The sequence below is a fragment of the Micromonospora halophytica genome, assembly GCF_900090245.1.
In the GTDB taxonomy this organism is placed as follows: Bacteria; Actinomycetota; Actinomycetes; order Mycobacteriales; family Micromonosporaceae; genus Micromonospora; species Micromonospora halophytica.
On record NZ_FMDN01000009.1, the window covers coordinates 81,499 to 105,579 of the forward strand.

Genomic DNA, 24,081 nt, shown 5'->3' on the forward strand with positions numbered 1-24,081 from the left:
CGAACGGCCGCGTTCGGTAGAGTTCTCCTGTCGCACCTCGGGGGGCACCGAGGTCGGGAGGGGCGGCACCGATGGGTCGACGCAGTGGGCGGTTCGCGCGGGGCGTGGTGCGCCTCGGGCTGCTGCTCGGTGCCGTCGCCGGCGCGTGGATCGGCTACGACACGGCCACCTCCGGCGCGGCGTACGCCGCCGACTCCCCACCGGCCACCCTCGTGGAGGGACCCGTCGAGGGCGTGACCGGCCTGCTCCGCTCCTCCCTCTCCCCCGTCGTCGCCGACCCACCGCCAGCGCGGCGTCCCGGCGGCCCGTCGACGTCACCCGGCACGGCCGCCCCGACCCTGCCCGGAGGATCCGGCGGCGGCTCCGACAAGCGGCACACCACGACACCGTCCCGACAGCAGGCCGACGCGGGACCGGTCCGCCGGCACCGACCGGCGTCCGGCGACGCCGCCGGGCAACGGCGCGGGGCCGCCTCCCCGACGGAACGAGCCGTGCCACGAAGCACGGACCGGAAAGCCGGGGCACGGCTCTCGCCGGCATCGCAGGCGGTGCCCTCGCCGGCCACCGCACGCCTGCGCGACCGGCTGAGCGCACCCGCGGCACACACCCTCGAACCCGTCGCCGGCCCACTGCACGACCGGGTCGTCACGCCCGCGGCACATGTCCTCGAACCCGGGACCGGGCCGCTGCGGGACCGGCTGATCGGGCCGGTGGCAGGAGTTCTCCAGCCGGTGATCACGCCGGTCTCCGGTGTGCTGGCACCGGTGCTCGTCCCGGTGAACCGCGGGGCGAGACCGCTACGGGGCTTCCTGAACCCCGTGCTGAAGCCGTTCGATCCGCTGCTGCGGCCGGTGGCTCCGGTGGGCTCGTCCGCCGGCCGGGAGCCACCGGTGGCCGCCCCGCCGGCGGACGAGCCCACCGCACCGACCGCGCTCACCGCACCGTCGGCGGGCAGCGGGCCGTCCGAGACGGCGACGGCCGGGGCGAGCAGCGTCGCGCACACTCACCCGTACGGGCGCACGGCGGCGACCCGGTCTTCCGACGCCGCCCGACCCGCCCTGCGCAGCCCGGCCCCGGACCGGTACCGTCCGGCCCACCCGGCCCCGGCCGGCGCGCCGAGCCACACCGGCACGTCCGGCGGCCTCCAGCTCGGCGAGGCCGACACCGGGCTGGCGGCCTGGGTGCCGCCCACGACAGGGTGCCTACGCTGCCGTCCGACCAGCCCGGACGCCATGCCCTCCCGCTCACCGCGCCCCGGTAGCAGACCCGCCTGAGCAGGTTCCGCCGGCACCGACCGCAGGGCCGCCCCACGGGCGGCGTCGCCCGGTAGGCACGTCAACGCCGCCCGGCCGACCCTGACCAGGCATCGTCCCGCCGGCCACGCCGCACCCGCCGCCACGCCGTCGTCCCGCCCGGTCGCCGTCGCGCCGGTGGACGTCACCCGGCGTACCGGCCACCCGCCATGAGCACATCCCGCCGACCAGGGAGCTTTCCGTGACTTCGTCCCCAACTGTCATCCGCGCCCGCTGGCGCGACGTCGACCTGATCGTCGAACTCGTCACCGCCACCGTCACCTCCACCGTGGTCGCCGCCTGGCTCGTCCCCGACGAGCGGCGCAGACGCGACGTCCTGGCCGACGTGGCCCGCCTCTGGGTGGAACACGCACTGCTGTTCGGCGACGCGTTCCTGCTCGCCGGCGGCACCGCCGCCACCGTGTGGTTCCACCACTACCGGCCGATCCCGGCGCCGGTCCGGTACGAGCAGCGCCTCGCCGACGCCTGCGAGGGGCAGGTCGACCGGTTCCTCCTGCTCGACCGCGCCCTGGCCACGCATCGTCCGGTCCAGCCGCACAACCATCTCGCGTTCCTGGCGGTGCCGTCCGGCCCCGGGCGCGCCGACCGGGCGGAGGCGATCCTCGCCGGCAGCCAGCGGTGGATGGACACCCTCGGCCTGCCGACCTACGCGGAGACCTGGACCGGCGCGCATCGTGACCTGCACCTGCGGCACGGCTACCAGGAGCGGGGCGAGTTCCCGCTCGGCAACGGCCTGCTGGTGCACCCCACCTGGCGACTGTCGCCGTTTCCGTCCGGGCGGCGCAACACCGGGGCCGGGCACTGGTCGTCCACCCGACCGGCCCGGCGGGCGAGGAACGACCGGCTGACCGGGCCGGTGCCGCGGTGACCCCGTCCGGCGACCCGGCCACCGGGGCCGGGTCGCCGGACCGGGCCCGTCCGCCTCTACGACGCGGATGATCTCGGCACGCCGCGCTGTCAGTCGGTCGCGGGCACGACCACACGCAGCCAGTGCCGGGCGAGCATCGCGTGCCCGGACGGGGTCAGGTGCACGCCGTCGCTGGTCCAGACCCGGTCGTCGGTGTCGGCGGCGGCGAAGGCCGCGTCCACCGCCACCAGGGACGCGTCGAACTCGGCGGCGAGCCGGCGTACCACCTCGACCTTCGGGTCGAGGTCCTCCCGCCAGGCCCGCTGCCCGTCGTCGCGTGGGATGAGGAACGGCTCCGCGAGCACCAGTGCCGCGTCGAGCCGTTCCCGTGCCGTCGTCAGCAGGTGACGGTAGTCGCGGGCGAACTCCTCGACGCCGGTCGGGTCGTCGTGGTCGTACCGCCGCCAGGTGTCGTTGATGCCGATCAGCACCGACACCACCTGCGGGGCGAGGGAGAGACAGTCGGCGTCCCAGCGGGCCCGCAGATCACGCACCCGGTCGCCGCCGATCCCCCGGTTGAGAAAGGTGGCGCGGTGCCCGGGATGCCGGGCGGTGAACCAGGCCGCGGCCATCATCGCGTACCCCTGGCCGAGGTCGGCGCCGTCGGCACGATCCCGGCCGGCGTCGGTGATGCTGTCGCCGATGAAGAGCACGCGCCCACCGCGCGGCACCCGAACCGTCACCCCGTCGCCTCCTCCGGCCGTCGTCCCGATCATCATCACCGCAGCGACGCGACGCCGCCACCGTCGGTGCGGCGCGCGAGCGGTGCCGCAGTCACCGCATCCGGGCGGGAACGTTAGAGTGGGACGCTGTAGCCGACGCCCACGGGCGTCGCGAGCGAGCGTCAAGCAGCGGCGCTGGTCCCCGGTCCGTCCTCGCGGCCGCCCTCCGCGGTCGCCGGTGCGGGCCGAATCCGTCACGCGCTGCCCCGGCCCCGCCGGAACGATTGCGCCGGTTCGCAAGGACGTCAGACGCCATGCCGCAGTCACCCCTGGATCTCACCGAGGCGTTCATCCAGCTGGGCACCATCCGCCACGACGAGACGCCTCTCGACGCCGTCCTCGACCGGATCGTCGCACTCACCCGGGGCAGCATCCCGGGGGCCACCGAGGTGTCGGTGACCCTGGTGCACGGCAGCGCGGCGCACACCGCGGCGCACACCGGGGAACTGGCGCTACGGCTGGACCAGTGGCAGTACGAGCAGGGCCGGGGACCCTGCCTGGATGCGGCGACCACCGGCACGGTGCTGGTCGTGACGGACATGGCGGCGGAGAGCCGCTGGCCGGAGTGGGCCCGGCTGGCGCACGCGGCCGGCGCGGGCAGTTCCATGTCGATCGGCCTGCCCATCCAGGAGGCGGTGGTCGGGGCGCTCAACGTCTACGGCGCGCAACCGGGCGCGTTCGACGAGGTGACCGAGGCCGCGCAGACCTTCGCCGACCACGCCGCCGTGGCCCTGGCCAACGCCCACCTGTACGAGAACGCCGCGACCCTGGCCGAGCAGATGCAGGCGGCGATGCACAGCCGCGCGGTCATCGAGCAGGCCAAGGGAATCATCATGGGCCAACGCCGCTGCACGGCCGACGAGGCGTTCCGGATCCTGGCCACGATCTCGCAGAACTCCAACCGCAAGGTCCGGGAGGTGGCGGAGGCGCTGGTGCGTCAGGTCACGACGGCTGCGGTGGCACCGCGCCAAGGGGCCCGCCGGGACGGTTGACGGCCGGCTCAACCGGCGTCGCCGGAGGCCCGCGCCACGAGCAGTTCGGCGACGTCACGCAGCTTGCGGTTGGTGTCCTGGGAGAGCTTCACCAGGATGCCGAACGCCTCCTCGGCGGTGCAGCGCCGGTCGCCCATGATGATTCCCTTGGCCTGCTCGATGACCGCGCGGCTCTCCATCGCGGCGCGCATCTGCTCGGCCAGGGTGGTCGCGTTCTCGTAGGAGTGGGCGTTGGCCAGGGCCACGGCCGCGTACGCGGCGAAGGTCTTCGCCAGCTCCATCGCCTCCGGGTCGAAGGCGCGCGGGGCGCTCCCGTAGACGTTGAGGGTGCCCACGACCGCCTCCTGGATGGGTAGACCGATCGAGAGCGAACTGCCGACGCCGACCTGCCGGGCCCGGGTGGCCCAGGCCGGCCAGCGGTCCTCGGCCGTGGTGTCGGGCACGGAGAGCGCGTCACCGGTGACCGAGGCGTCCAGGCAGGGTCCCCGGCCCTGCCGGTACTGCCACTCGTCAAGGGAGAGCGCGAGGTCGCCGGTGTAGGCCACGCTGTGCGGGGTGTCGCCCCGCAGAAGCGTCACCGAGACCTCGGCCGCGCCCGGGACGCTGCGTCGGGCCAGGTCGGCCACGGAGCGCAGCACGTCGTCGACGCCGACCCGGTCGAGCCGGATCCGCCCGAGTTCGGCAAGGGCGTCCTGCGGGTTGATCGGGGTCTGCGCCATGGGTCGGCCCCCTCACGACGGGGCGTCCCTCCGGGAGGGTGGAGGGACACGCGGCGGGCGTCGGGCACGCCGGGCCATCGGCGGTCCGGCGGCGGCGGCCGTCCCCTGGCGGGTCGGACACCGGCCCCCGCGCGGCCTCTCGCCGAGGCGGCGCGGCACCTCGAACCCTACCCGTCGGGCGTGTGGCGGCTCGTTCCGGTGGGCGGGGGCGGGGTGACGGAACCGGGTGGGACGTGCGCGCGGATGTGTGAGGAGGATCGGGTGCGGGTACCGTCGGCCGCGGGTCGGGACACGCGCCCAGACCGGCACCGGGGACGGTGCACCAGGTCCGGCGATCCCGCAGGCGTGATGTCGAGCAGCAGCCCGTCGTACTGCGAGGGCCGAGGCGCCGCACCCGTCATGTCCCTGAGCTGGGGCCGCGGGGCCGCGACCACGGTGGTCCTGCCTCACCCGCCTGCTCCGGCTCACCGGGGCCGGCCTCATGCTCGACGTGGACGACGCCGGGCGGGCGGAGACGCTCCGGTCGCCCGGCTCCGTCCCGCCCGCTCGGCGGCACGGACCGCCGTTCGTGGCCGTCAGCCCTGGTCGTACACCGTGACGGCGATGTCGCGGGCGCAGAGCGTACGGGTGATGATCGGTTCGATCCGGCTCCAGGTGCCGCCGGCGAGCCCGCAGCCGATGCGCGGCATGTGCACCGACGCGCCCAGTTTCCACGCCTGCTCGGCGAGGGTGGTCAGGCAGCGCTCCACGGCGTCGTAGCGGATCGGTGGGCCGTTGCTGCCCGTTCTGGTTCCCCGTTGCCCGACCATGTTCGCGACCCAGGTGTCCCCGCCGACCCGGACCAGGCGGACCGCGCCGAGCCCGAAGTCGTTGCCCGCCCGACGCCGGTGCCAGTCGCGGTAGTCGCGTTCCGGCTCGGGCCAGCGGCGGGAGATCGCCAGCACGAAGCCCTTCCCCCAGCCGCCCACGTCGTTGCAGAGGTGCGCGAGCACCTTGGGCCCCTTGGCCTGGGGGCTGGTCGCGTCACCGCGGATGACGGTCAGTGGTGTCACGTCGGCATCCTGCCGGTGGGGTACGACGCTGCGACACCGAATTTCCGGCCGCGACCAGGACAGCGTCGGGGCGGGCCGGAGCAGTCGGGACGGACCGGATCAGCCCCTGCGTGTGCCGCTGCTCGCCCGGACCACGAGCGTCGGCGGCACCTGCGGCGGCGCGACGCTGGGGCTCGGGCCGTCGGCGTCGAGCAGTTCCAGCAGGGTCGCGACGCACCGGCGGCCCACCTCGTCGAAGTCCTGCCGGATGGTGGTCAACGGCGGGGACAGGTACCCGGCCTCCGGGATGTCGTCGAATCCGACCACGCTGACGTCGTCCGGCACCCGCCTGCCGCGCTGGTGCAGCGCGCTCAGCAGGCCGAGCGCCTGGTGGTCGTTGGCGCAGAAGACGGCGGTGACGTCGGGCCGGTCCACCAGGGACAGTCCGATCTCGTAGCCGGAGCGGGGACTCCAGTCGCCGACGAGGGCCGGCGGCGCGGGCCGGCCGGCCGCCTCGAGGGCCTGTCGCCAGCCGTCGACGCGGTCACGGGCCTCCAGCCAGTCCCGTGGACCGGCGACGTGCCACACCGTCTCGTGCCGCAGGGCCAGCAGGTGCTCCACGGCCCGCCGGGCTCCGGTCACCTGGTCGACGGAGATGCTGGGCAGCACGCCCGCTCCCCCGCCGGACTCGACCACCACGGCGGGCACCCCGGTGGGCAGCCCGTGCACGGCGACCGCCGCCGTCATCATCGGCGCGATGATGACCACCCCGGCCACCGACTGCTCGGTGAGCGCGTCGATGGCCGAGGTCATGCCGGCCCGGTCGAGCTGCTCCAGCGCGACGATGCTGATGCCGTAGCCGGCCGCCCGGGCGGCCCGCTCGACCCCCAGCAGGGTGGCTGCCGGGCCGTAGAGGATGGTGTCGAAGCTGACCACGCCGATGACCCGGGACCGCCGTCCGGCCAACCCGCGGGCCAGGGCGTTGGGACGGTAGTTGAGCTGGTGCACGGCGCGCAGCACCCGCTCGCGGGTCTCCTGTCGGACGCTCGGATGGTTGTTGAGCACCCGTGACACGGTCTGGTGCGAGACACCGGCGAGCCGCGCGACGTCGCTCATCACCGCGGCCCGCGCGGCCGGCTGCCGGCCCATGGCGACCCCCTCGTGCTCATCGTCGGCCCCCGTGACCATGGCCGTGTCCGGTGCGGCACGCCACGCCGGTGGCGTCGGCCGAGCCGACCCGCCGGCACCGTGGGGGACCCGCCGGCACCGTGGGGGACCCGCCGGCACCGTGGGGGACCCGCCGGCACCGTGGGGGACCCGCCGGCACCGTGGGGACCCGCCGGCCGGCGCCCTCCCGGCGTACGCGCCGGTCAGAAGCCACGCGCCAGCCGGTAGTAGGCCTGGTTCCACCGCAGCTCGTCGGTGAGCCGGCGGGTGGTCGTCTGCGCGTCGATGACGACCAGTTCGGTGGCCACCATGTCGGCCAGGTCGTGCAGCTCCTCGACGCCGACGGCCTGGGACAGCACGGTGTGGTGCGGGGCGCCGGCGGTGAGCCACGCCTCCGCCGAGCGGGGCAGGTCCGGGCGGGGCCGCCACACCGCGCGGGCCACCGGCAGCTTCGGCAACGGCTGCGGCGGGGCGACCACGTCGATCTCGTTGGCGACCAGCCGGAACCGCTCCCCCATGTCGGCCAGACCCAGCACCACGGCCGGGCCGGGCCGGGCGTCGAACACCAGCCGCACCGGGTCCTCGCGGCCACCGATGCCCAACGGATGGATCTCCACGCTCGGCGCCGCCGCGGCGATGCTCGGGCACACCTCCAGCATGTGCGCGCCGAGGACCAGCTCCCGGCCGGGGGTGAGGTCGTAGGTGTAGTCCTCCATGAACGACGTCCCACCGGTGGCGCCGACCGACATCGCCTTGAGCGTGCGGACCAGCACGGAGGTCTTCCAGTCCCCCTCGCCGCCGAAGCCGTACCCGTCGGCCATCAGCCGCTGCACCGCGATGCCGGGCAGCTGGCGCAGCCCCCCGAGGTCCTCGAAGTTGGTGGTGAAGGCCCGGAAGCCACCGGCGTCGAGGAAGTCGCGCAGCCCCGCCTCGATCCGGGCGGCGTAGCGCAGACAGTCGCGCCGCTCCCCGTCGGGGCGCAGCTCGGCGACGAGCCGGTAGGCGTCGTCGTACTCCTTGACCAGTTCGTCGACCCGGGTGTCCGGCACCGCGTCGACGGCCTGGACCAGGTCGTTGACCCCGTACGTGTTGACGGAGACGCCGAAGCGCAGCTCCGCCTCGACCTTGTCGCCCTCGGTCACCGCCACGTCGCGCATGTTGTCGCCGAAGCGGGCCAGCCGCAGCGACCGCAGTTCGGCGTGCCCGACGGCAGCCCGGATCCACGCCGCGATGCGGGCGGTGACCTGCGGGTTGCTGACGTGCCCGGCGACCGTCTTGCGGGCCACCCCCAGCCGGGTCTGCACGTACCCGAACTCGCGGTCGCCGTGGGCGGCCTGGTTCAGGTTCATGAAGTCCATGTCGATCTCGGACCAGGGCAGCTCGACGTTGGCCTGGGTGTGCAGGTGCAGCAGCGGGGTACGCAGCGCGTCCAGCCCGGAGATCCACATCTTCGCCGGGGAGAACGTGTGCATCCAGGCGATCACCCCGACCGCCCCCTGCACGGCGGCGTCGCGGCAGACCGCCAGGATCTCCGTGCTGGAGGTGAGCACCGGCTTCCAGACCACCCGGGCGGGGATGGCGGGGTCGGCGTCGAGCAGCGCGGCGATCCGCCGGGACTGCTCCGCCACCTGGCGCAGGGTCTTCTCGCCGTACAGGCCCTGGCTGCCGGTGAGGAACCAGACCTCGGCGGCGGGTGGTGTGCTGGTCATGGGCGTGCCTTCCGTGGAACTGGTCGGGGTCACTTGGTGCGGATGCCGACGAGGCGTTGGAGCAGGATGAACGCGAACAGCAGGCCACCGATGACGATCTTGGTCCACCAGGAGCTGAGGGTGCCGTCGAAGGTGATCAGGGTCTGGATCACGCCGAGGACCAGCACGCCCAGCACGGTGCCGAAGACGTAGCCGGAGCCACCGGTGAGCAGGGTGCCGCCGATGACGACCGCGGCGATGACGTCCAACTCCATGCCGACGGCGATCAGCGGGGCGCCGGAGAGGGTGTAGAAGGACAGCAGGATGCCGCCAACGGCCGAGCAGAGCCCACTGATCGTGTAGACGGCGATCCTGGTCCGCCCGACCGGCAGGCCCATCAGCAGCGCCGACTGCTGGTTGCCGCCGATGGCGTACACGTTGCGGCCCAGCCGGGTGTAGGCGAGCGTGAACGCGGCCACCGCGACCACGGCCAGGGCGATCAGGACACTGACGGTCACGAAGTTCTCGCCGACGCGGATGCGCGCCTGCGCCACCGAGGTCCAGAACCCGTCGGCGATCGGGACGGAGGTCGAGCTGATCCAGGTGCACATGCCCCGGGCGAAGAACATCCCGGCCAGGGTGACGATGAACGGCTGGATGTCGAAGAAGTGGATGACGCAGCCCATCGCGAACCCGAGGGTCGGGCCGATCAGCAGCGCGATCAGCAGCACCAGAGCGGGGTGCAGCCCGTCGCGCAGCAGGGACGCCGACACCATCGCGGTCATCGCCACGACCGAGCCGACCGACAGGTCGATGCCGCCGGTGAGGATCACGAAGGTCATGCCGACCGCGACGACGAGCAGGAAGCCGTTGTCGATGAAGATGTTGAAGACGACCTGGACGTTGGAGAAGGCGCGGTACTGCGAGACGCCGACGCCGTACATGACGAGCAGCAGGGCGAGGGTGGCCAGCACCGGCACGTGCCGTTGCGGCACCCGCCACCATGCGCGCTCCGCGCGCGCGGCCAGTGGTGTCGTGGTCATGCCGGAACCTGCTCCTTCTGCTTCTCGGCGGCGGGCGCCGGGGCCACCGTGGACGGGCGCCGGCGTCGGAGGCGGGCGCGGAACGCCGGGGCCTGGATGAGGCAGACCGCGATCACCACCACCGCCTTGAACAGCAGGGCCGTCTGCGGGTCGATGTCCATGGCGTACACGGAGGTGGTCAGGGTCTGGATGATCAGCGCGCCGACGATGGTGCCGCTGAGGAAGAACCGGCCGCCGGCCAGCGACGTACCGCCGATGACCACGGCCAGGATCGCGTCGAGTTCCACCCAGAGACCGGCGGCGTTGCCGTCGGCGCTGGAGACGTTCGCGGTCATCATGAAGCCGGCGACGGCCGCGCAGGCAGCGCTGACCACGTACACGAGGAAGGTGATCCGGCGGGAGCGGACGCCCGCGAGTCGGCTCGCCTCGGCGTTGCCGCCGACCGCCTCGATGATCATGCCGAGGGCGGTACGCCGGGTCAGCACCGCCACGACCAGGGTCACCGCCAGGGCGACGACGATCGCGAACGGCAGGGTGAGCAGGTGCCCCACCCCGATCGTCCGGTACGGCCCGCTGTTGACGGTGATGATCTGCCCGGAGGTGATCAGCTGGGCCAGACCACGCCCGGCGACCATCAGGATCAGCGTGGCGATGATCGGCTGGATGCCGATGACGGCGACCAGGACCCCGTTCCAGGCACCGAGCAGCAGGGCGATGCCGAAGGCGAGGGCCAGCGCGGTCAGCACGCCGCCCAGGCTGTCCTGGTCGGGCTGCTCGCTGATGTACAGGCAGGCCACCGCCCCGCTGACCGCGACGACGCTGCCCACCGACAGGTCGATGCCGCCGGTGGCGATCACCAGGGACATGCCCAGGGCCACCAGGATCAGCGGGGCGCTGAGCCGGACGATGTCGATCAGGCTGCCGTACAGGTGGCCGTTCTTCAGCTCGACCGACAGGAAGCTCGGCCGGTGGACGGTGTTCGCCGCCAGCAGCACCAGCAGCACCACCAGCGGCCAGAACAGCCGGTGGCCGGTGATCGTCGTGACACGGGTCCGCACGGTGCTCATGCCTTCTCCAGCCCTTCCTGCTGCGCGCCGCTGGCGATGGCCCGCATGACGCGGTCGGCGTCGAGCGAGTCGTCGTTGGCCAGCTGGGCGACCATCTGCCGGTCGCGCATCACGGCCACCGTGTGGCTGAGCCGCAGCACCTCCTCCAGCTCGGCGGAGATGAACAGCACCGCCATGCCGCCGTCGGAGAGCTCGGCCACCAGGCGCTGGATCTCGGTCTTCGCGCCGATGTCGATGCCCCGGGTCGGCTCGTCCAGGATCAGCAGCCGCGGCTCGGTGATCAGCCAGCGGGCGAGCAGCACCTTCTGCTGGTTGCCGCCGGAGAGGTTGCGCACCGGCATGTCCGGGTCGGCCGGGCGGATGCTCAGCGCCTCGATCCAGCGCTGGACCAGCTCGTCCTGCCGGCGTCGGGGCACCGGGCGCAGCCAGCCCCGCGCCGCCTGCATCGCCAGGATGATGTTCTCCCGCACCGTCAGCTCACCGACCAGCCCTTCGGTGCGGCGGTTCTCCGAGCAGAAGGCGATGTCCCGTTCGATCGCCGCCACCGGCGTCCGCACGGCTGCCGGCCGCCCGGCCACGGTGAGCCGGCCCCGGTCCGCGCGGTCCGCGCCGAAGAGCAACCGGGCGACCTCGGTACGCCCCGAGCCGAGCAGCCCGGCCAGGCCGACGACCTCACCCTGGTGGATGGTGAGGCTGAACGGCGCCACCGAGCCGGCACGGCCGAGCCCGTCGGCCTCGACCAGCGCTTTGCCGGCGGCGACGGCCGCCGGGTCACGGCCGGCCTCGGAGTCCAGGCGCTCCAGCGCGTCCAACTCCTTGCCGATCATCTTCTCGACGAGGGCGATCTGCGGCAGGTCGGCGGTCAGGTACTCGCCGACCAGGCGACCGTTGCGCAGCACCGTGATCCGGTCGGCGATGGCGTACACCTGGTCGAGGAAGTGGGTGACGAAGAGGATCGCGATGCCCTCGTCGCGCAACTGCCGCATGACCCGCAGCAGTTGGGCGACCTCGTCGGCGTCCAGGCTGGAAGTGGGCTCGTCGAGGATCAGCACCCGCGCCCGCACGTCGACGGCGCGGGCGATGGCCACCATCTGCTGCACCGCGAGCGAGTAGCTGCCGAGCAGTTCGGTGACGTCGATGTGCAGGTCGAGACGGGCCAGCAGGGCCTGCGCCCGCCGGCGGGTCTCGCGCCAGTCGACCACGCCGAGGCGGCGCGGCTCCCGGCCGATGAAGATGTTCTCCGCCACGGACAGGTTCGGGCAGAGGTTGACCTCCTGGTAGACGGTGCTCACGCCCGCCGCGGTGGCCTGCATCGGGCCGGCGAAGGAGACCTGCGCGCCGTCGAGGGTGACGGTCCCGGCGTCGGTGTCGTACACGCCGGTCAGCACCTTGATCAGGGTGGACTTGCCGGCGCCGTTCTCGCCCATCAGGGCGTGGACCTCACCGGGGAACAGGCGGAAGTCGACACCGTCGAGGGCGCGTACGCCCGGGAAGAGCTTGCTGATCGCGGTCATCGTCAGGACCGGATGCCTCTGCGACATCCCACCAGACCTTTCGTGGTTCTCGGCGGTACCGGGCGGGCGCGACCGCGCGGGGCGGTCCCGGTCCGTCGGTGTGCGGGCGCGGGGAGGTGGCCGGGCCGGCGGTGTCCCGGGACACCGCCGGCCCGCCGCCGTCACGGCGAGGATTCGTCGCGAGCGGACGCCGGGTCGTCGCCCGGGTCCGGAGGGTCAGTACTTGCGCGTCGGCAGCGCGGCCTTGGCCTGCTCGACGGTGAACGTGGTCTCCTCGGTCTCCACCCGGGTGGGCACCGACTCGCCGGCGTGCACCTTCTTCACCAGGTCCATCAGCTGGGGCCCGAGCAGCGGGCTGCACTCGGCGATGAAGTTGAACTTGCCGTCGGCCAGGGCCTGCATGCCGTCCTTGACCGCGTCGATGGTGATGATGGTGATGTCCTTGCCGGGCACCTTGCCGGCCGCGGTGATCGCCTCCAGCGCGCCGAGGCCCATGTCGTCGTTGTGCGCGAAGAGCACGTCGATCTTCGGGTTGGCCTTGAGGAACTGCTCCATGACCTGCTTGCCGCCGGCCCGGGTGAAGTCACCGCTCTGCGACGCGACGACCTTGAGGTTGGGGTTGGCCGCGATCGCCTCGGCGAAGCCCTTCCTACGGTCGTTCGCCGGGGCCGAGCCGGTGGTGCCCTGCAGCTCGACGATGTTCACCGGCCCGGTGGCGGACCTGGTCTGCTCGACCAGCCACTCACCGGACAGGCGGCCCTCCTTGACGAAGTCCGAGCCGATGAACGTCTGGTAGAGGGTCTTGTCGGCGGAGTCGACGCTGCGGTCGGTGAGGATCACCGGGATCTTGGCGTCCCTGGCCTCCTTGAGCACGGTGTCCCAGCCGGACTCCACCACGGGCGAGAAGGCGATCACGTCCACCTTCTGCTGGATGAAGTTGCGGATCGCCTTGATCTGGTTCTCCTGCTTCTGCTGGGCGTCGTCGAACTTCAGCTCGATGCCGGCCGCCCCGGCGGCTTCCTTGATCGAATTGGTGTTCGCGGTACGCCAGCCGCTCTCCGCGCCGACCTGGGAGAACCCGAGGACGATCTTGTCGGTGCCGCCGGCGTCACCGCCGGTGTCGCTGTTGCCGCAGCCGGACAGGCCGGTCGCCAGCAGGCCGGCGGCGAGCAGGGCGCCGAGCCCACGACGGGTGATGGTGGTACGGATGTGCACCATGTCGGTGACTCCTTCGGGGGTGAGGTGGGGGTGCCACCCGGCCGGTCGGCACGGCACGTCGGACGGCGCCGGGCCGGGTGGGTGGTGCGGTGGTGCGATCGGCCGGCCGGTCTGCGGGGGCGGGTCCGGCCGGGACACGGGCGGGTCACCGGGCGGTGGAACGCGTACCCGGCTGGCCGTAGACGTTCTGGTAGCGGTCGTAGAGCGAGTCGATGTCGGCGCGGGCCATCGGCACCGGCGTGCCGAGCGCCCGGGTCAGGTGCGCGGTACGGGCCACGTCCTCGCACATCACCGCCGCCTTCACCGCCGCCCGGGCGTCGGGGCCGATGGTGAAGACACCGTGGTTGCGCATCAGCACCGCCGGCGAGCGGTGCCCGGACAGGGTCGCCACGATCCCCTTGCCGATGTCGTCGCCGCCGATCAGGGCGAAGGGACCGACCGGGATCTCGCCGCCGAACTCGTCGGCCTGGGCGGTCAGGTGGCACGGGACGGGCTCGCCGCGCGCCGCCCAGGCGGTGGCGTACCCGCTGTGGGTGTGCACCACGCCGCCCACCTCGGGCATCGCCCGGTAGACGTAGGCGTGCGCGGCGGTGTCGCTGGACGGCGAGAGGTCGCCGTCGACCACCACGCCGTCGAGGTCGCAGACGATCATGTTCTCCGGGCTCAGGTCGTCGTAGGACACCCCGCTGGGCTTGATGACCATCAGGTCCCGTCCGGGCACCCGGGCGGAGACGTTCCCGGCCGTCCAGGCCACCAGTTGGTAGCGGACCAGTTCGGCGTGCAGGCTCGCCACGGTCTCCCGCAGCCGGGTCACCTCGGCGGGCAGTTCGACGCTCATGCCATCACCTCCAGGGGTGCCGCGGCCGGCGCGGCCGGGGTCGGGTCGGCCGCCTGTCGGGCGGCGTTGCGGATGGCCCGCAGGCGCAGCAGCGTGTCGTCGCCGCCACGGCCGAAGTGGTCGTGCAGGCGGCGGTACTCGGCGTACAGGGCGTCGTAGGCGCGGGCACGCTCCGGGTCGGGCCGGTACACGTCCCGGTCCACCCGGCCCATCGCCGCCGAGGCGGCCGGCACGTCGGGGTACGCGCCGGCGGCCACCGCCGCGTGGATCGCCGAGCCCAGCGCCGGGCCCTGCGCGGAGCCGATGATGCCCAGCGGACGCCGGGTGACGTCGGCGTAGATCTGCATCAGCAGCGTGTTGGCGGTCAGCCCACCGGCGACGATCACCTCGTCGACCGGCACTCCCGCGTCGGCGAACGCCTCGATGATCATCCGGGTGCCGTACGCGGTGGACTCCAGCAGCGCGCGGTAGACGTCCGGGGGGCGGGTGGCCAGGGTGAGCCCGACGAGGACGCCGCTGAGGTCGTGGTTGACCAGCAGGGAGCGGTTGCCGTTCCACCAGTCGAGCGCGATCAGGCCGTGCGCGCCGACGGGCTGGGCGGCCGCGGCCGCGCTCAGCGCCTCGTGCGAGGCCCAGCCGGCGGGCGCGGCGTGCTCGACGTACCAGCCGAAGATGTCGCCGACCCCGCTCTGGCCGGCCTCGTAGCCCCAGGAGCCGGCGCTGATCCCGCCGTCGACCACGCCGCACATGCCGGCGACCTCGGCCAGCCGGGCGCCGTTGACGACGTGGCAGGTGGAGGTGCCCATGATGGCGACCAGCCGGCCCGGGTCGAGGGCCTGGGCGGCGGCGGCGGTGACGTGGGCGTCCACGTTGCCCACCGCGACCGCGACGCCCTCGGGCAGGCCGGTCCAGGCGGCGGCCTGCGCGGTGAGCCCGCCGGCCCGGGCGCCCAGCGGCGCGAGCCGGCCGTCGAGCTTGGCGACGAAGTCGGCGAAGCCCGGGTGCAGGGCGGCGAGGTAGTCCCGGGCCGGGTAGCGGCCGTCCTGACGGATTCCCTTGTAGCCGGCGGTGCACACGTTGCGGGTCTCGGCGCCGCAGAGCTGCCAGACGATCCAGTCGGCGGCCTCGATCCACCGCTCGGCGCGGGCGTAGAGCTCCGGGTCCTCCTCCAGTAGTTGCAGGGCCTTGGCGTACTGCCACTCGGCGGAGATCTTCCCGCCGTAGCGGCCGATCCAGGGTTCGCCGCGCTCGTGGGCGAGGGCGTTGATCCGGTCGGCCTGGCGTTGGGCGGCGTGGTGCTTCCACAGCTTCGCCCAGGCGTGCGGCCGGGTGCGCAGCTCGGGCACCTCGCACAGCGGGGTGCCGTCGGCCAGGGTGGGCAGCACCGTGCAGGCGGTGAAGTCGATGCCGACGCCGATCACCCGCGCCGGGTCGACGCCGGCGGCGGCGAGGGCCGCGGGCACCGCCTGCCGGAGCACGTCGCGGTAGTCGTCGGGGTCCTGCAGCGCCCAGTCCGCCGGCAGTCGCCGACCGTCGGCGGCGGTGAGCGCGGTGTCCATGACCGCGTGTCGGTACTCGTGCACCGCGGTGCCCACCTCGGCGCCGTCGGCGACCCGCACCACCAGTGCCCGCCCCGACAACGTGCCGAAGTCGACGCCGACGACGTACCGGTCGTCCGGTCCTGCAGCTTCGTCCATGCCCATCCTCCCGTGACCTGCTGCGCACAGTGTTAGCGCTCACATCGCTGTCGTCAAGGTGTCTTCCGAAACCGCCCTCAGAACTCTCGCCCACCCGCAGCAGGCGGAAGTGGGCCCGCCGGACGGGGGCGGCGGCTCTCACCTCGACCGATCCGACGGCAGAGCCAACCGCAGGAGTCAACCTGGGAACCACCGGCTCGACGGCCCTCTCTCCGGACAGACCACCGGACTCCCGACGCCATGCTCCCGTCATCGCGAGATCGACCGCGCGGCATGGCTCGACAATTCTCCCGGGTCCTGTTCGCGCTCACATGAACAGCGGTCCGAGTCGATCGGCTCGGTCACCCTCCCGACCGGTACGTCCGGGTCGTCGACGGCACCGTGCGGCTCGTACCGGTGACGGCCGGCGCCGCGGCCACGGCGGGTTTTCCGCCGGCTGCCCCGGCCCGACGGCGCGGTGACTCCTCGGCGCATACCCGCGGCAAAAGGCAGGCCGTATGACGGCGCGACCGGCGCGGGAGCGGCCAACTACGGGCCGTGGACCCGGGCCACCTCGTCGGCGGACAGCCAGTGACTGCCCCGGAACCGCCGAGCGGCCAGCAGCTTTCCGCTGAGCTGGCTGCCCGAACCCGGCCCGGTCGGCGACGCCGGCCGGGCCGCCGCGCGTCCGACGTGGATTCGTGTCGTACCCGTGGTCCATGATCCATGTCGTCACGGCGGCGTCGGCACGATCCGACGGCCGCTTCACCATGGGCGTCGCCGGTCTTCCGGCGGGCAGGGGAGGTCGGAAGTGACGGACGTGGACGGGGCCGCCCAGCGGCGCAGCGCGGTGCGGGTGGTGCCGCCCGCCCGGCCCCGCAAACTGGCCAAGGTGCCCTTCGTGGAACTGGCCGACGGGCGGCTTCAGGGCGTGGTGTCCAGCGGGTCGGACATCGAGCGGGTGTACGTCTCGTCGGTCACCTCCGGCACCCACGCCTACCACTGCAGCACCAACAACAACCGGCCCTGCGGCGGCCTGCGGGGCACCCCCTGCAAGCACCTGCACGCGCTGGCCGACGAGGCGGTGCTCCAGTACGGCGTCGACCGGGTCGTCCGCTACCTGCGGGTCGAGGCCGACGACGAGGTGCAGACCGGCGCACAGCTGATGAGCCGGTTGGACGCCCGGCACGAGCCGACCTCCGCCGCGGTGGTGTTCAGCCGGTTCCTGCGCCACCTGGCCTACCTGGAACTGCCCGGCGGCACCACCCCGACACCCGAGCTGCACTGGTTCCCGGCGACCGGGGCGGGTCGCTGATGCTGGGCACCCACCTCACCGCGCTGCACGACGGCGACCCGGCCGGGCTGGCCGACGCGCTCGACGTCGCCGCCGGTTTCGACGACGCTCTGACCCGCGGTCTGGCCCGGGTGGGCGAGACCGACGCGGCGGCCCTGGCCGCCCTCGCCGGGGCGGTCGCGGCCACCCCGCTGGCCGACCGGGTGGCCGAGGCGGTGGGTAAGGTGACCGCCGGCTCCGTCGCCGAGGAGCACCTCGCCGTGCTCGCCGGGGCGCGCACGGCGCTGTTCGGCGCCGCCCACGACGCCCTGCTGGCCCGACTCGACGCCGCGCTGGGGCGCGAGCGCCGGCCGTGGACGCCCGCGACGGCGACCGGGCCGACCGAGGTGACGGCCGATCCGGCGGGCGCGCGGGCCTGGCTGCACGAGCTGGCGGTGACCGGATGGCGCGGCGTCGACCACGAGTTGCTCGCCGCCGCCGACGCCCCGATCGAGTCCGCCCTGGCCACGCTGGGCACACGCCGGCTGGCGGTGCTGCTCGACGGCCTGGCGGCCGAGCTGCGGGCCTGCGTTCCGGTCGCGACGATGCCGCAGGTGCCGAGCCGCCGCTGGGCGGACCTGTGGAGCCGGGGGATGCTGCTGGCCCAGGCCGGGCCGGTCACCCCGGGAGCGGTCGAGCCGGTCTCCGGCCGGCTGCTGCCGCTCGCGGTGGACGTGCACGAACACGACACGGCGGTGCAGGTCCAGCTGCACGCCGTCCTCGAACCGACCGACGGGAGCCCGGCCCGGCTGGTGCGTACCGCGGTGAGCGCCGCGAAGGTCGACACGATCTCCGGCCCGGCGCTGTGGCAGCTGCTGCACGCCCACCCCGTCCTGCTGACCGCGCTGGCCGAGCGGCGCGCCGTGACCGTCGACGACCTGCCGCTGCACGGTGCGGACCTGCTCTGGCACGACGACGCGGTACGCCCCGGCGAGCCGGCCGACCCGTTCGCCACCGCGCGGGTCCTGCTGCCCGCCGCCGTGGCCTCGGCCGCACCGCCGCTGGACCGGCACCCGGCCGTGCTCGCCGAGCCGGTGCTGCTGGAGGGTTACACGGTGCACGACACCGACGGCGGGCTCGAACTGGAGCTGGACGGTCAGCGGATCGCCGTGGCGGTCGACCGTCTGCCGTCCTGCGGACCGGTCACCCCGGAGCTGGTCGCCGGCTCCTCGGCCTGCCTCGGCCTGGCCCGCTGGGACGCCGGACGGTGGCTGGTGCAGCCGGTCGCGGTCCGCTCGACCGTCAAGCGCAAGGTGGTGGAGGTCCACAACGGCGACTGGGCGTGCGGCGTGACCGACCCGAAGGTGGCCAAGGCCGAGGCCAGGTCGGGTGACGTCGTGGCCGTGCTGCGCGAACGCGCGGGACGGTTGCTGCGCCGATGACCGAGTCGATCCCCACCCACGACCTCGCCGACGCCAACCGACGGCAGGTGCTGTACTGGCGACTGCTGGCCCGGCTCTTCGACCCGGACGAGCAGCCCACCCTGGAGTCGGCGAGCGTGGCCGTCGTCGACGACCTCGGCCTGCCGGCGGCACTGCTCGACCCGACCGTCTCGGTGGACACCGTGGTGCAGCGCTTCCCGGCGCTCGCCGACGAGCTGCGCGGCCTGCTGGCCCCGACCGACGAGGCTCCACTCCCGACCGGGGCGGCCCCCGGGCCCGCCCCGGCGGCCGGTGCCGACGGCGCGTCCGTCTCGCAGACCGATGCCGACGACGCCTGCGCTGCGGCGGCCGGTGACGAGGTGGCCGGCGCGGACCACGAGCCGGCGACGGCCGAAGCCGCCGGCGCGCACCGGCCGGGTGCGGAAGAGGTACGCCGGGCCGCGCTCGTGTCGAAGCTGCTGCTCAACGTCTTCGCCACCGGCGCGGGGCCGGTCAGCGCCGGGCAGTTGGCCCGCTGGCAGTCCGACGCCGGCTGGTTCGAGCAGGCGTGCGGCGCGGCGCCGGGCGAGCTGCGCCGGCAGAGCGCCGGGCTGGGCGGCACCCTCGCCGGGCTGGAGGGCGACCTGGTGCGCCGGATGCACCTGCGCGAGGTGCTGGCCGATCCGGCGCTGGCTGCCCGGCTGACCCCGAGCATGTCGCTGATCGAGCAGTTGCTGCGGGACAAGGCGAACCTGTCCGGGGTGGCGCTGGCCAACGCCAAGGCGCTGATCCGACGCTTCGTCGACGAGGTCGCCCAGGTGTTGCGTACGCAGGTCGAGCAGACCAGCGTCGGGACGATCGACCGGTCGGTGCCGCCGAAGCGGGTGTTCCGCAACCTCGACCTGGACCGCACCATCTGGCAGAACCTGACCAACTGGAGCCCGGACGACGAGCGGCTCTACGTCGACCGGCTCTACTACCGGCAGACCGCCCGCAGGACCACACCGTCACGGCTGATCGTGGTGGTCGACCAGTCCGGTTCGATGGTCGACTCGATGGTCAACTGCACCATCCTCGCGTCGATCTTCGCAGGGCTGCCCAAGGTGGACGTCCATCTCATCGCGTACGACACCCGGGCGCTGGACCTGACGCCGTGGGTGCACGACCCGTTCGAGGTGCTGCTGCGGACCAACCTGGGCGGGGGCAACGACGGCCCGGTGGCGATGGCGCTCGCCCGACCCAAGATCGTCGAGCCGAGGAACACCGTCATGGTGTGGATCTCGGACTTCTACGAGTTCGACCGGTCCCAGCCCCTGTTCGACGGCATCGAGGCCGTGCACCGCTCCGGGGTGCGGTTCATCCCGGTCGGCTCGGTCAACAGCTCCGGCCAGCAGAGCGTGAACCCGTGGTTCCGGCAGCGCTTCAAGGACCTGGGCACCCCGGTCATCTCCGGTCACATCCGCAAACTCGTCTTCGAGCTCAAGAGCTTCCTCACCTAGGAGTCATCACCACATGTCCGAGATGTTGCGTGCCCCCGCCGAGGTCAAGTACGCCGCCGAGCTCGACTACCTGGAGTCGGTCGACACCGGGCCGAAGCCGTTCTCCTGGCGGCTGAGCCCGCGCATGGTGCGGCTGTTCGTCCTGGGTTCCGAGCGGGCCGACGGCCTGGACCGGGAGATCGCGCAGAAGTGGTTCGGCGATCGCAGCTTCGTCGAACGGAGCATCGTCACGCTGGCCTCCGACCGGGGCCTGCTGCTGATCGGTGACCCGGGCACCGGCAAGAGCTGGCTGGCCGAGCTGCTGTCAGCCGCGATCTGCCGCAACTCCACCCTGGTGGTGCAGGGCACCGCCGGCACCACCGAGGACCACATCAAGTACTCCTGGAACGTCTCGATGGTCATCGCCCGCGGGCAGTCCCGTGAGTCGATGATCCCCTCGCCGATCATGACCGCCATGGAGCAGGGCGTCATCGGCCGCTTCGAGGAGCTGACCCGCTCCACCAGCGACGTGCAGGACGCGCTGATCTCGATCCTGTCGGAGAAGTACGTCTCCATTCCCGAGCTCAACGACGACAACATCGTGTTCGCCAAGCCCGGATTCTCGGTCATCGCCACCGCGAACAGCCGCGACCGCGGTGTCAACGACCTGTCGTCGGCGTTGAAGCGACGGTTCAACTTCGTCCGCATCCCGGTGGTGACCAACAAACGCAGCGAGGCGGAGATCGTCCGGTTCCGCACCGAGGAGCTGCTGCGCCGGCACTCCATCGAGCTGGACGTGCCGCCGACCCTGCTGGACATCCTGCTGCAGAGCTTCGCCGACCTGCGGGCCGCCGCCGCGTCGGCGACCAGCGACGACGAGAAGCTGGAGTCGGCGCTGTCCACCGCCGAGCAGATCGGTGTGCTGGAGGACGCGATCCTGCACAGCCAGTTCTTCGGCGACCGTACGCTGCGCCCGGAGACCCTCGCCGGGTCGCTGATGGGCTCGCTGGCCCGGCGCAGCCCGGAGGACCTGGCGATCCTCAACAAGTACCTGCACGGCGTGGTCGAGCCGCGGGCCAAGCAGGACGGCGGCGGCTGGGAGGGCTTCCTCGACGGCGGCCGCCAGGCGATCGCGTCGCTGTCATGACCGTACCCGTCCCCACCGGCCCGTTCGCGGCGCTGCGTGAGCAGCTCGCCGAGGCGGCGGCCACCTTCGGCGGTTCCCCCGACGCGGTGGCCGGCATCCTCGCCGGCATGGTCGACGACGTCGACCGCGCCCTCGGTGAGCCGCTGGAGATCTTCCCGGTCTGCCACCACTCGCCGGCCTCCGCGCTGGCCATGGTGCGCCGGCTGCGGGCCAAACAGCCCAAGGTGATCTACCTGGAGCTCTGCGAGGACCTCCAGCCGCTGCTGGGCGAGCTGCGCAACTGCCGCCTGCCGGTGGCCGTGCAGGCGTTCGCCTCGGAACTGGAGGGCTTCCCCGCCGAGTGGGGCCCGCTCAGCGTCGTCGCGCCGGTCACCGAGGCCTCCGCCGAGTACCAGGCCATCGCGTACGCGCTGGACACCCCGGGGGTCGAGCTGGTGTTGGTCGACCGCTCCACCGACCACGTCTTCCAGTGGACGCCCCGCGACGACACCCCCGCCGACGGCGGTGACGCCGAGCCACCGCCGACCCTCGACGAGGACGCCGCGCTGCACGGCGACGCGGTCGGGGTGGAGATCGGTGAGCTACGGCCCCGCTTCGCGGAGCTGGAGACGTACCTGCTGCACCACGGCAAGGTGCGGCACTGGTCGGAGTGGTGGGACCAGTACGTCGAGCAGCCCCTCGCCGACGCCGACCACGACACCTACCGGCAGGTGATGGTGCTCATCGGCAGCCTGTTCCGGCGGCTGCGCCCGGCCGGGTCGGACCGGACCGACCGGGACGAGGACCGGGAGCGGTACATGTGGACGCGGATGCGGCAGCACCTGGCCGCCTCCGGGGCCGACCCGGCCGACTGTCTCTACGTCTGCGGGGCCTTCCACGCCGCCAGCCGGGTCGAGCAGTTCGGGCTCGCCGCCGACGCCCCGCCCTTCGAGATCACCGGGCGCACCGGCACCCGCTGGCGCTACGGGCTGATCCCGTCCAGCCACTCCGCGATCGAGGCGCAGTTCGGCCTCGCCTCCGGCGCGGTCTCCATCGCCGCCGCGGCGTGGACGAAGGCGGTGTCCCGCTCCGGTCTGGTGCCGTTCCGCCTCGACGGGCAGCGCGGCGGGCGTAGCCGGCGCGGCAAGGCCGGGTCCGGTCCCTCCCCCGCCGTCCCGGTCACCGACCGGCTCTCCGGGTTCCTGGCCGCGCCGCCCGTCCCCGGCGGTCTGGACGAGGCGGAGCTGCGCGGCTGGTGCGTCGACATCGTGCGGCTGGCCCGCCGCAACGGCTATCTGGCCAGCACCGCCGACGCGATCGCGGTGTTCGAGACGTCGATCCTGCTGGCCGGGCTGCGCAACCGGGCCCGCCCCACCCCGTACGACTTCGCCGACGCGGCTGTCACCTGCATCGAGAAGGACGTGGTGCCCGGCCGGCGGGACGTCCGGCGGCTCTGCGAGATCCTGCTCGGCGGCGACCGGGTCGGCCAGGTCGGCTACGACGCCCTGCCACCGTTGGCCCGTGACGTCCTCGACCGGCTGGCCCCGCTCGGGCTGGACCTGGAGAAACGGACCGTCCAGCGGGCGCTGCTGGACCTGCACGGCGACCCGGCGCTGGCACCCTGCTCCGACCTGCTGTGGATGCTGCGGCACCTGCTGCCGCCGGACGCGGTCCGTCCCATCATGGGCGAGCGTCGGCTGGGGCACCGGTCGATCCAGGAGAGCTGGGATCTCGCGCTCGGCCGTAACCAGCGTGCCCTGATCGAGCTGGGGTACGAGGGGGTGACCGTCGAGCAGGTGCTGGAGCAGCGGCTGCGCCGGGCGGTCCGGGGTCCCCGGGCAACGGCGGCGATCGCCCTCGGGGCGGTCGAGGACGCGATCCGGCTGCTCGACAGCCCCCGTCTGGTCGACGAACTCGGTGCCCGGGCGGTGGAGCTGCTGGCCGCCGAGCGCACCGTCGACGACGCCCCGGAGGTGCTGCGCCGGATCCGCCGGCTGCTCGCCCACCACCGGACGTCCGGGGCGCTGCCGGCCTGGTGCCGGGCGTTCGTCACCACCGGGTACGCGCACTACTGCACCCTGCTGCCCACCGCGGTCGTCGACGAGGAGACCGGCGTACGCCAGGTCGGGGCGATGTTGGGGTTCCTGTTCGGCATGGAGGGGCTGGCGTTGTCGCTGGGCTGCGACCGCTCGCAGCTCGAACTCGCCGTCGCCCAGTCGCATCCGGAGACCCCGGCGAAGGTGGCCCTGCTCTGGGCCGCCCGGCACCAGCTCGGCCTGCTGTCGCTGGCCGAACTGCGGCAGCGCTGCGCGCAGCTGCTCGGCAACCCGCTGGTGGTGCCGGCGTTCCCGCAGTACCTCTCCGGGTTCGTGCAGGCCCTGGAGCCGGTGCCGGCGCTGGCGCCGTTCGTGGTGGAGACGATGTCCACCGCGTTCGCCCGGCTGCCCGACCCGGTGCTGCTGCCCTGGTTGCCGACGCTGATCACCACCCTGCGCGACCAGGGCCCGGAGCTGGTGCCGCTGCTGGTCCGCGAGGCGGGGCGGACCTTCCCCGGCACCCTGCCGGCGCTGGACGCCTGGGTGCCGCCGTGGATCGCTCCCGCGCCGGCGGTGGCGGCTGCCCCGAGCGTCGCGGCGGGGCCGGTCGGCGCGCTGCTCGCCGCGCACCCGGAGCCGGTGGACGCGGTGGCGGCGCTGCTCGGCTGCGACGCGGGCTGGCGGCCGGTGGAGGCGCCGCCGGGCGCCTCGGAGGTGGCCGCGCTGCTGGCCGCGCACCCCGGCACGGTCGACGCGGTGGCCGGGCTGCTCGCGGCGGCCGGGGCCGGGCGGTAGCCGACGTCTGTCGGCCGGCTCGCGGGCCCGGGGAAGGCGCCCTGGACCCGCGAGCCG

At 73.5% G+C, this 24,081-nt stretch carries 19 protein-coding genes; 8 read left to right on the forward strand and 11 right to left on the reverse strand.

Annotation, left to right across the window (positions count from 1 at the left end):
• Window positions 1–71: 71 nt before the first annotated feature.
• Both GA0070560_RS14695 and GA0070560_RS14700 read left to right on the forward strand, forming a co-directional pair.
• Complete coding sequence (locus GA0070560_RS14695; RefSeq protein ID WP_139131497.1) at window positions 72–1,274, forward strand: hypothetical protein; 1,203 nt, start codon at window positions 72–74, stop codon at window positions 1,272–1,274.
• A 220-nt stretch (window positions 1,275–1,494) separates the two neighbouring features.
• On the forward strand, window positions 1,495–2,181 hold the full coding sequence (locus GA0070560_RS14700; RefSeq protein WP_091296720.1) for a hypothetical protein: 687 nt from the start codon (window positions 1,495–1,497) through the stop codon (window positions 2,179–2,181).
• Window positions 2,182–2,270: 89 nt separating this feature from the next.
• On the opposite strand, the gene GA0070560_RS14705 is transcribed toward GA0070560_RS14700, so the two are convergent.
• A complete protein-coding gene (locus GA0070560_RS14705; RefSeq protein WP_211565849.1) occupies window positions 2,271–2,903 on the reverse strand; it encodes an SGNH/GDSL hydrolase family protein in 633 nt (210 codons plus the stop codon).
• Between the two features lie 293 nt (window positions 2,904–3,196).
• Here GA0070560_RS14705 and GA0070560_RS14710 point away from each other — a divergent pair, with 293 nt between their 5' ends.
• A complete protein-coding gene (locus GA0070560_RS14710; protein WP_091296723.1) occupies window positions 3,197–3,934 on the forward strand; it encodes a GAF and ANTAR domain-containing protein in 738 nt (245 codons plus the stop codon).
• 8 nt (window positions 3,935–3,942) lie between these two features.
• On the opposite strand, the gene GA0070560_RS14715 is transcribed toward GA0070560_RS14710, so the two are convergent.
• From GA0070560_RS14715 to araB, 10 genes are all read right to left on the reverse strand, one after another.
• Window positions 3,943–4,653: a GAF and ANTAR domain-containing protein gene (locus GA0070560_RS14715; RefSeq protein WP_091296727.1), complete on the reverse strand. Its 711-nt coding sequence runs from the start codon at window positions 4,651–4,653 to the stop codon at window positions 3,943–3,945.
• A gap of 575 nt (window positions 4,654–5,228) precedes the next feature.
• Window positions 5,229–5,705: a macro domain-containing protein gene (locus GA0070560_RS14720; protein WP_091296730.1), complete on the reverse strand. Its 477-nt coding sequence runs from the start codon at window positions 5,703–5,705 to the stop codon at window positions 5,229–5,231.
• Between the two features lie 99 nt (window positions 5,706–5,804).
• A complete protein-coding gene (locus GA0070560_RS14725) occupies window positions 5,805–6,833 on the reverse strand; it encodes a LacI family DNA-binding transcriptional regulator (protein WP_245675524.1) in 1,029 nt (342 codons plus the stop codon).
• A gap of 221 nt (window positions 6,834–7,054) precedes the next feature.
• Complete coding sequence (gene araA, locus GA0070560_RS14730) at window positions 7,055–8,560, reverse strand: L-arabinose isomerase (RefSeq protein WP_091296733.1); 1,506 nt, start codon at window positions 8,558–8,560, stop codon at window positions 7,055–7,057.
• Between the two features lie 29 nt (window positions 8,561–8,589).
• Window positions 8,590–9,582, reverse strand: coding sequence for a galactofuranose ABC transporter, permease protein YjfF (gene yjfF / locus GA0070560_RS14735; protein WP_091296737.1), 993 nt, complete (start codon window positions 9,580–9,582; stop codon window positions 8,590–8,592).
• Window positions 9,579–10,649, reverse strand: coding sequence for an ABC transporter permease (locus GA0070560_RS14740; RefSeq protein ID WP_091296740.1), 1,071 nt, complete (start codon window positions 10,647–10,649; stop codon window positions 9,579–9,581). The genes yjfF and GA0070560_RS14740 overlap by 4 nt, the downstream gene beginning before the upstream one ends.
• Entirely contained in the window at window positions 10,646–12,190 is a 1,545-nt protein-coding gene (locus GA0070560_RS14745) for a sugar ABC transporter ATP-binding protein (protein ID WP_091296743.1), read from the reverse strand. The genes GA0070560_RS14740 and GA0070560_RS14745 overlap by 4 nt, the downstream gene beginning before the upstream one ends.
• A gap of 189 nt (window positions 12,191–12,379) precedes the next feature.
• Window positions 12,380–13,381: an ABC transporter substrate-binding protein gene (locus tag GA0070560_RS14750; RefSeq protein WP_091296745.1), complete on the reverse strand. Its 1,002-nt coding sequence runs from the start codon at window positions 13,379–13,381 to the stop codon at window positions 12,380–12,382.
• A gap of 145 nt (window positions 13,382–13,526) precedes the next feature.
• Window positions 13,527–14,219: an L-ribulose-5-phosphate 4-epimerase gene (locus GA0070560_RS14755; RefSeq protein ID WP_170839411.1), complete on the reverse strand. Its 693-nt coding sequence runs from the start codon at window positions 14,217–14,219 to the stop codon at window positions 13,527–13,529.
• Window positions 14,216–15,916 (reverse strand): ribulokinase, encoded by a 1,701-nt coding sequence (gene araB, locus GA0070560_RS14760; protein WP_091296749.1) that lies wholly within the window; start codon window positions 15,914–15,916, stop codon window positions 14,216–14,218. Before araB ends, GA0070560_RS14755 begins: the two co-directional genes overlap by 4 nt.
• Before the next feature lie 790 nt (window positions 15,917–16,706).
• Here araB and GA0070560_RS14765 point away from each other — a divergent pair.
• Genes GA0070560_RS14765 through GA0070560_RS14785 form a run of 5 tightly spaced genes read left to right on the forward strand, consistent with a single transcriptional unit; the run spans window position 16,707 to window position 24,024 of the window.
• Complete coding sequence (locus GA0070560_RS14765; RefSeq protein WP_091296753.1) at window positions 16,707–17,210, forward strand: hypothetical protein; 504 nt, start codon at window positions 16,707–16,709, stop codon at window positions 17,208–17,210.
• Window positions 17,210–18,610 carry a hypothetical protein gene (locus GA0070560_RS14770; protein WP_091296757.1) on the forward strand — a complete coding sequence of 467 codons (1,401 nt, stop codon included), beginning with the start codon at window positions 17,210–17,212 and terminating at the stop codon, window positions 18,608–18,610. The genes GA0070560_RS14765 and GA0070560_RS14770 overlap by 1 nt, the downstream gene beginning before the upstream one ends.
• Entirely contained in the window at window positions 18,607–20,088 is a 1,482-nt protein-coding gene (locus tag GA0070560_RS14775) for a vWA domain-containing protein (protein WP_091296761.1), read from the forward strand. Before GA0070560_RS14770 ends, GA0070560_RS14775 begins: the two co-directional genes overlap by 4 nt.
• Window positions 20,089–20,101: 13 nt before the next feature.
• Window positions 20,102–21,214, forward strand: coding sequence for an ATP-binding protein (locus GA0070560_RS14780; protein ID WP_091296764.1), 1,113 nt, complete (start codon window positions 20,102–20,104; stop codon window positions 21,212–21,214).
• A complete protein-coding gene (locus GA0070560_RS14785) occupies window positions 21,211–24,024 on the forward strand; it encodes a DUF5682 family protein (RefSeq protein ID WP_091296768.1) in 2,814 nt (937 codons plus the stop codon). Before GA0070560_RS14780 ends, GA0070560_RS14785 begins: the two co-directional genes overlap by 4 nt.
• Window positions 24,025–24,081: the final 57 nt, after the last annotated feature.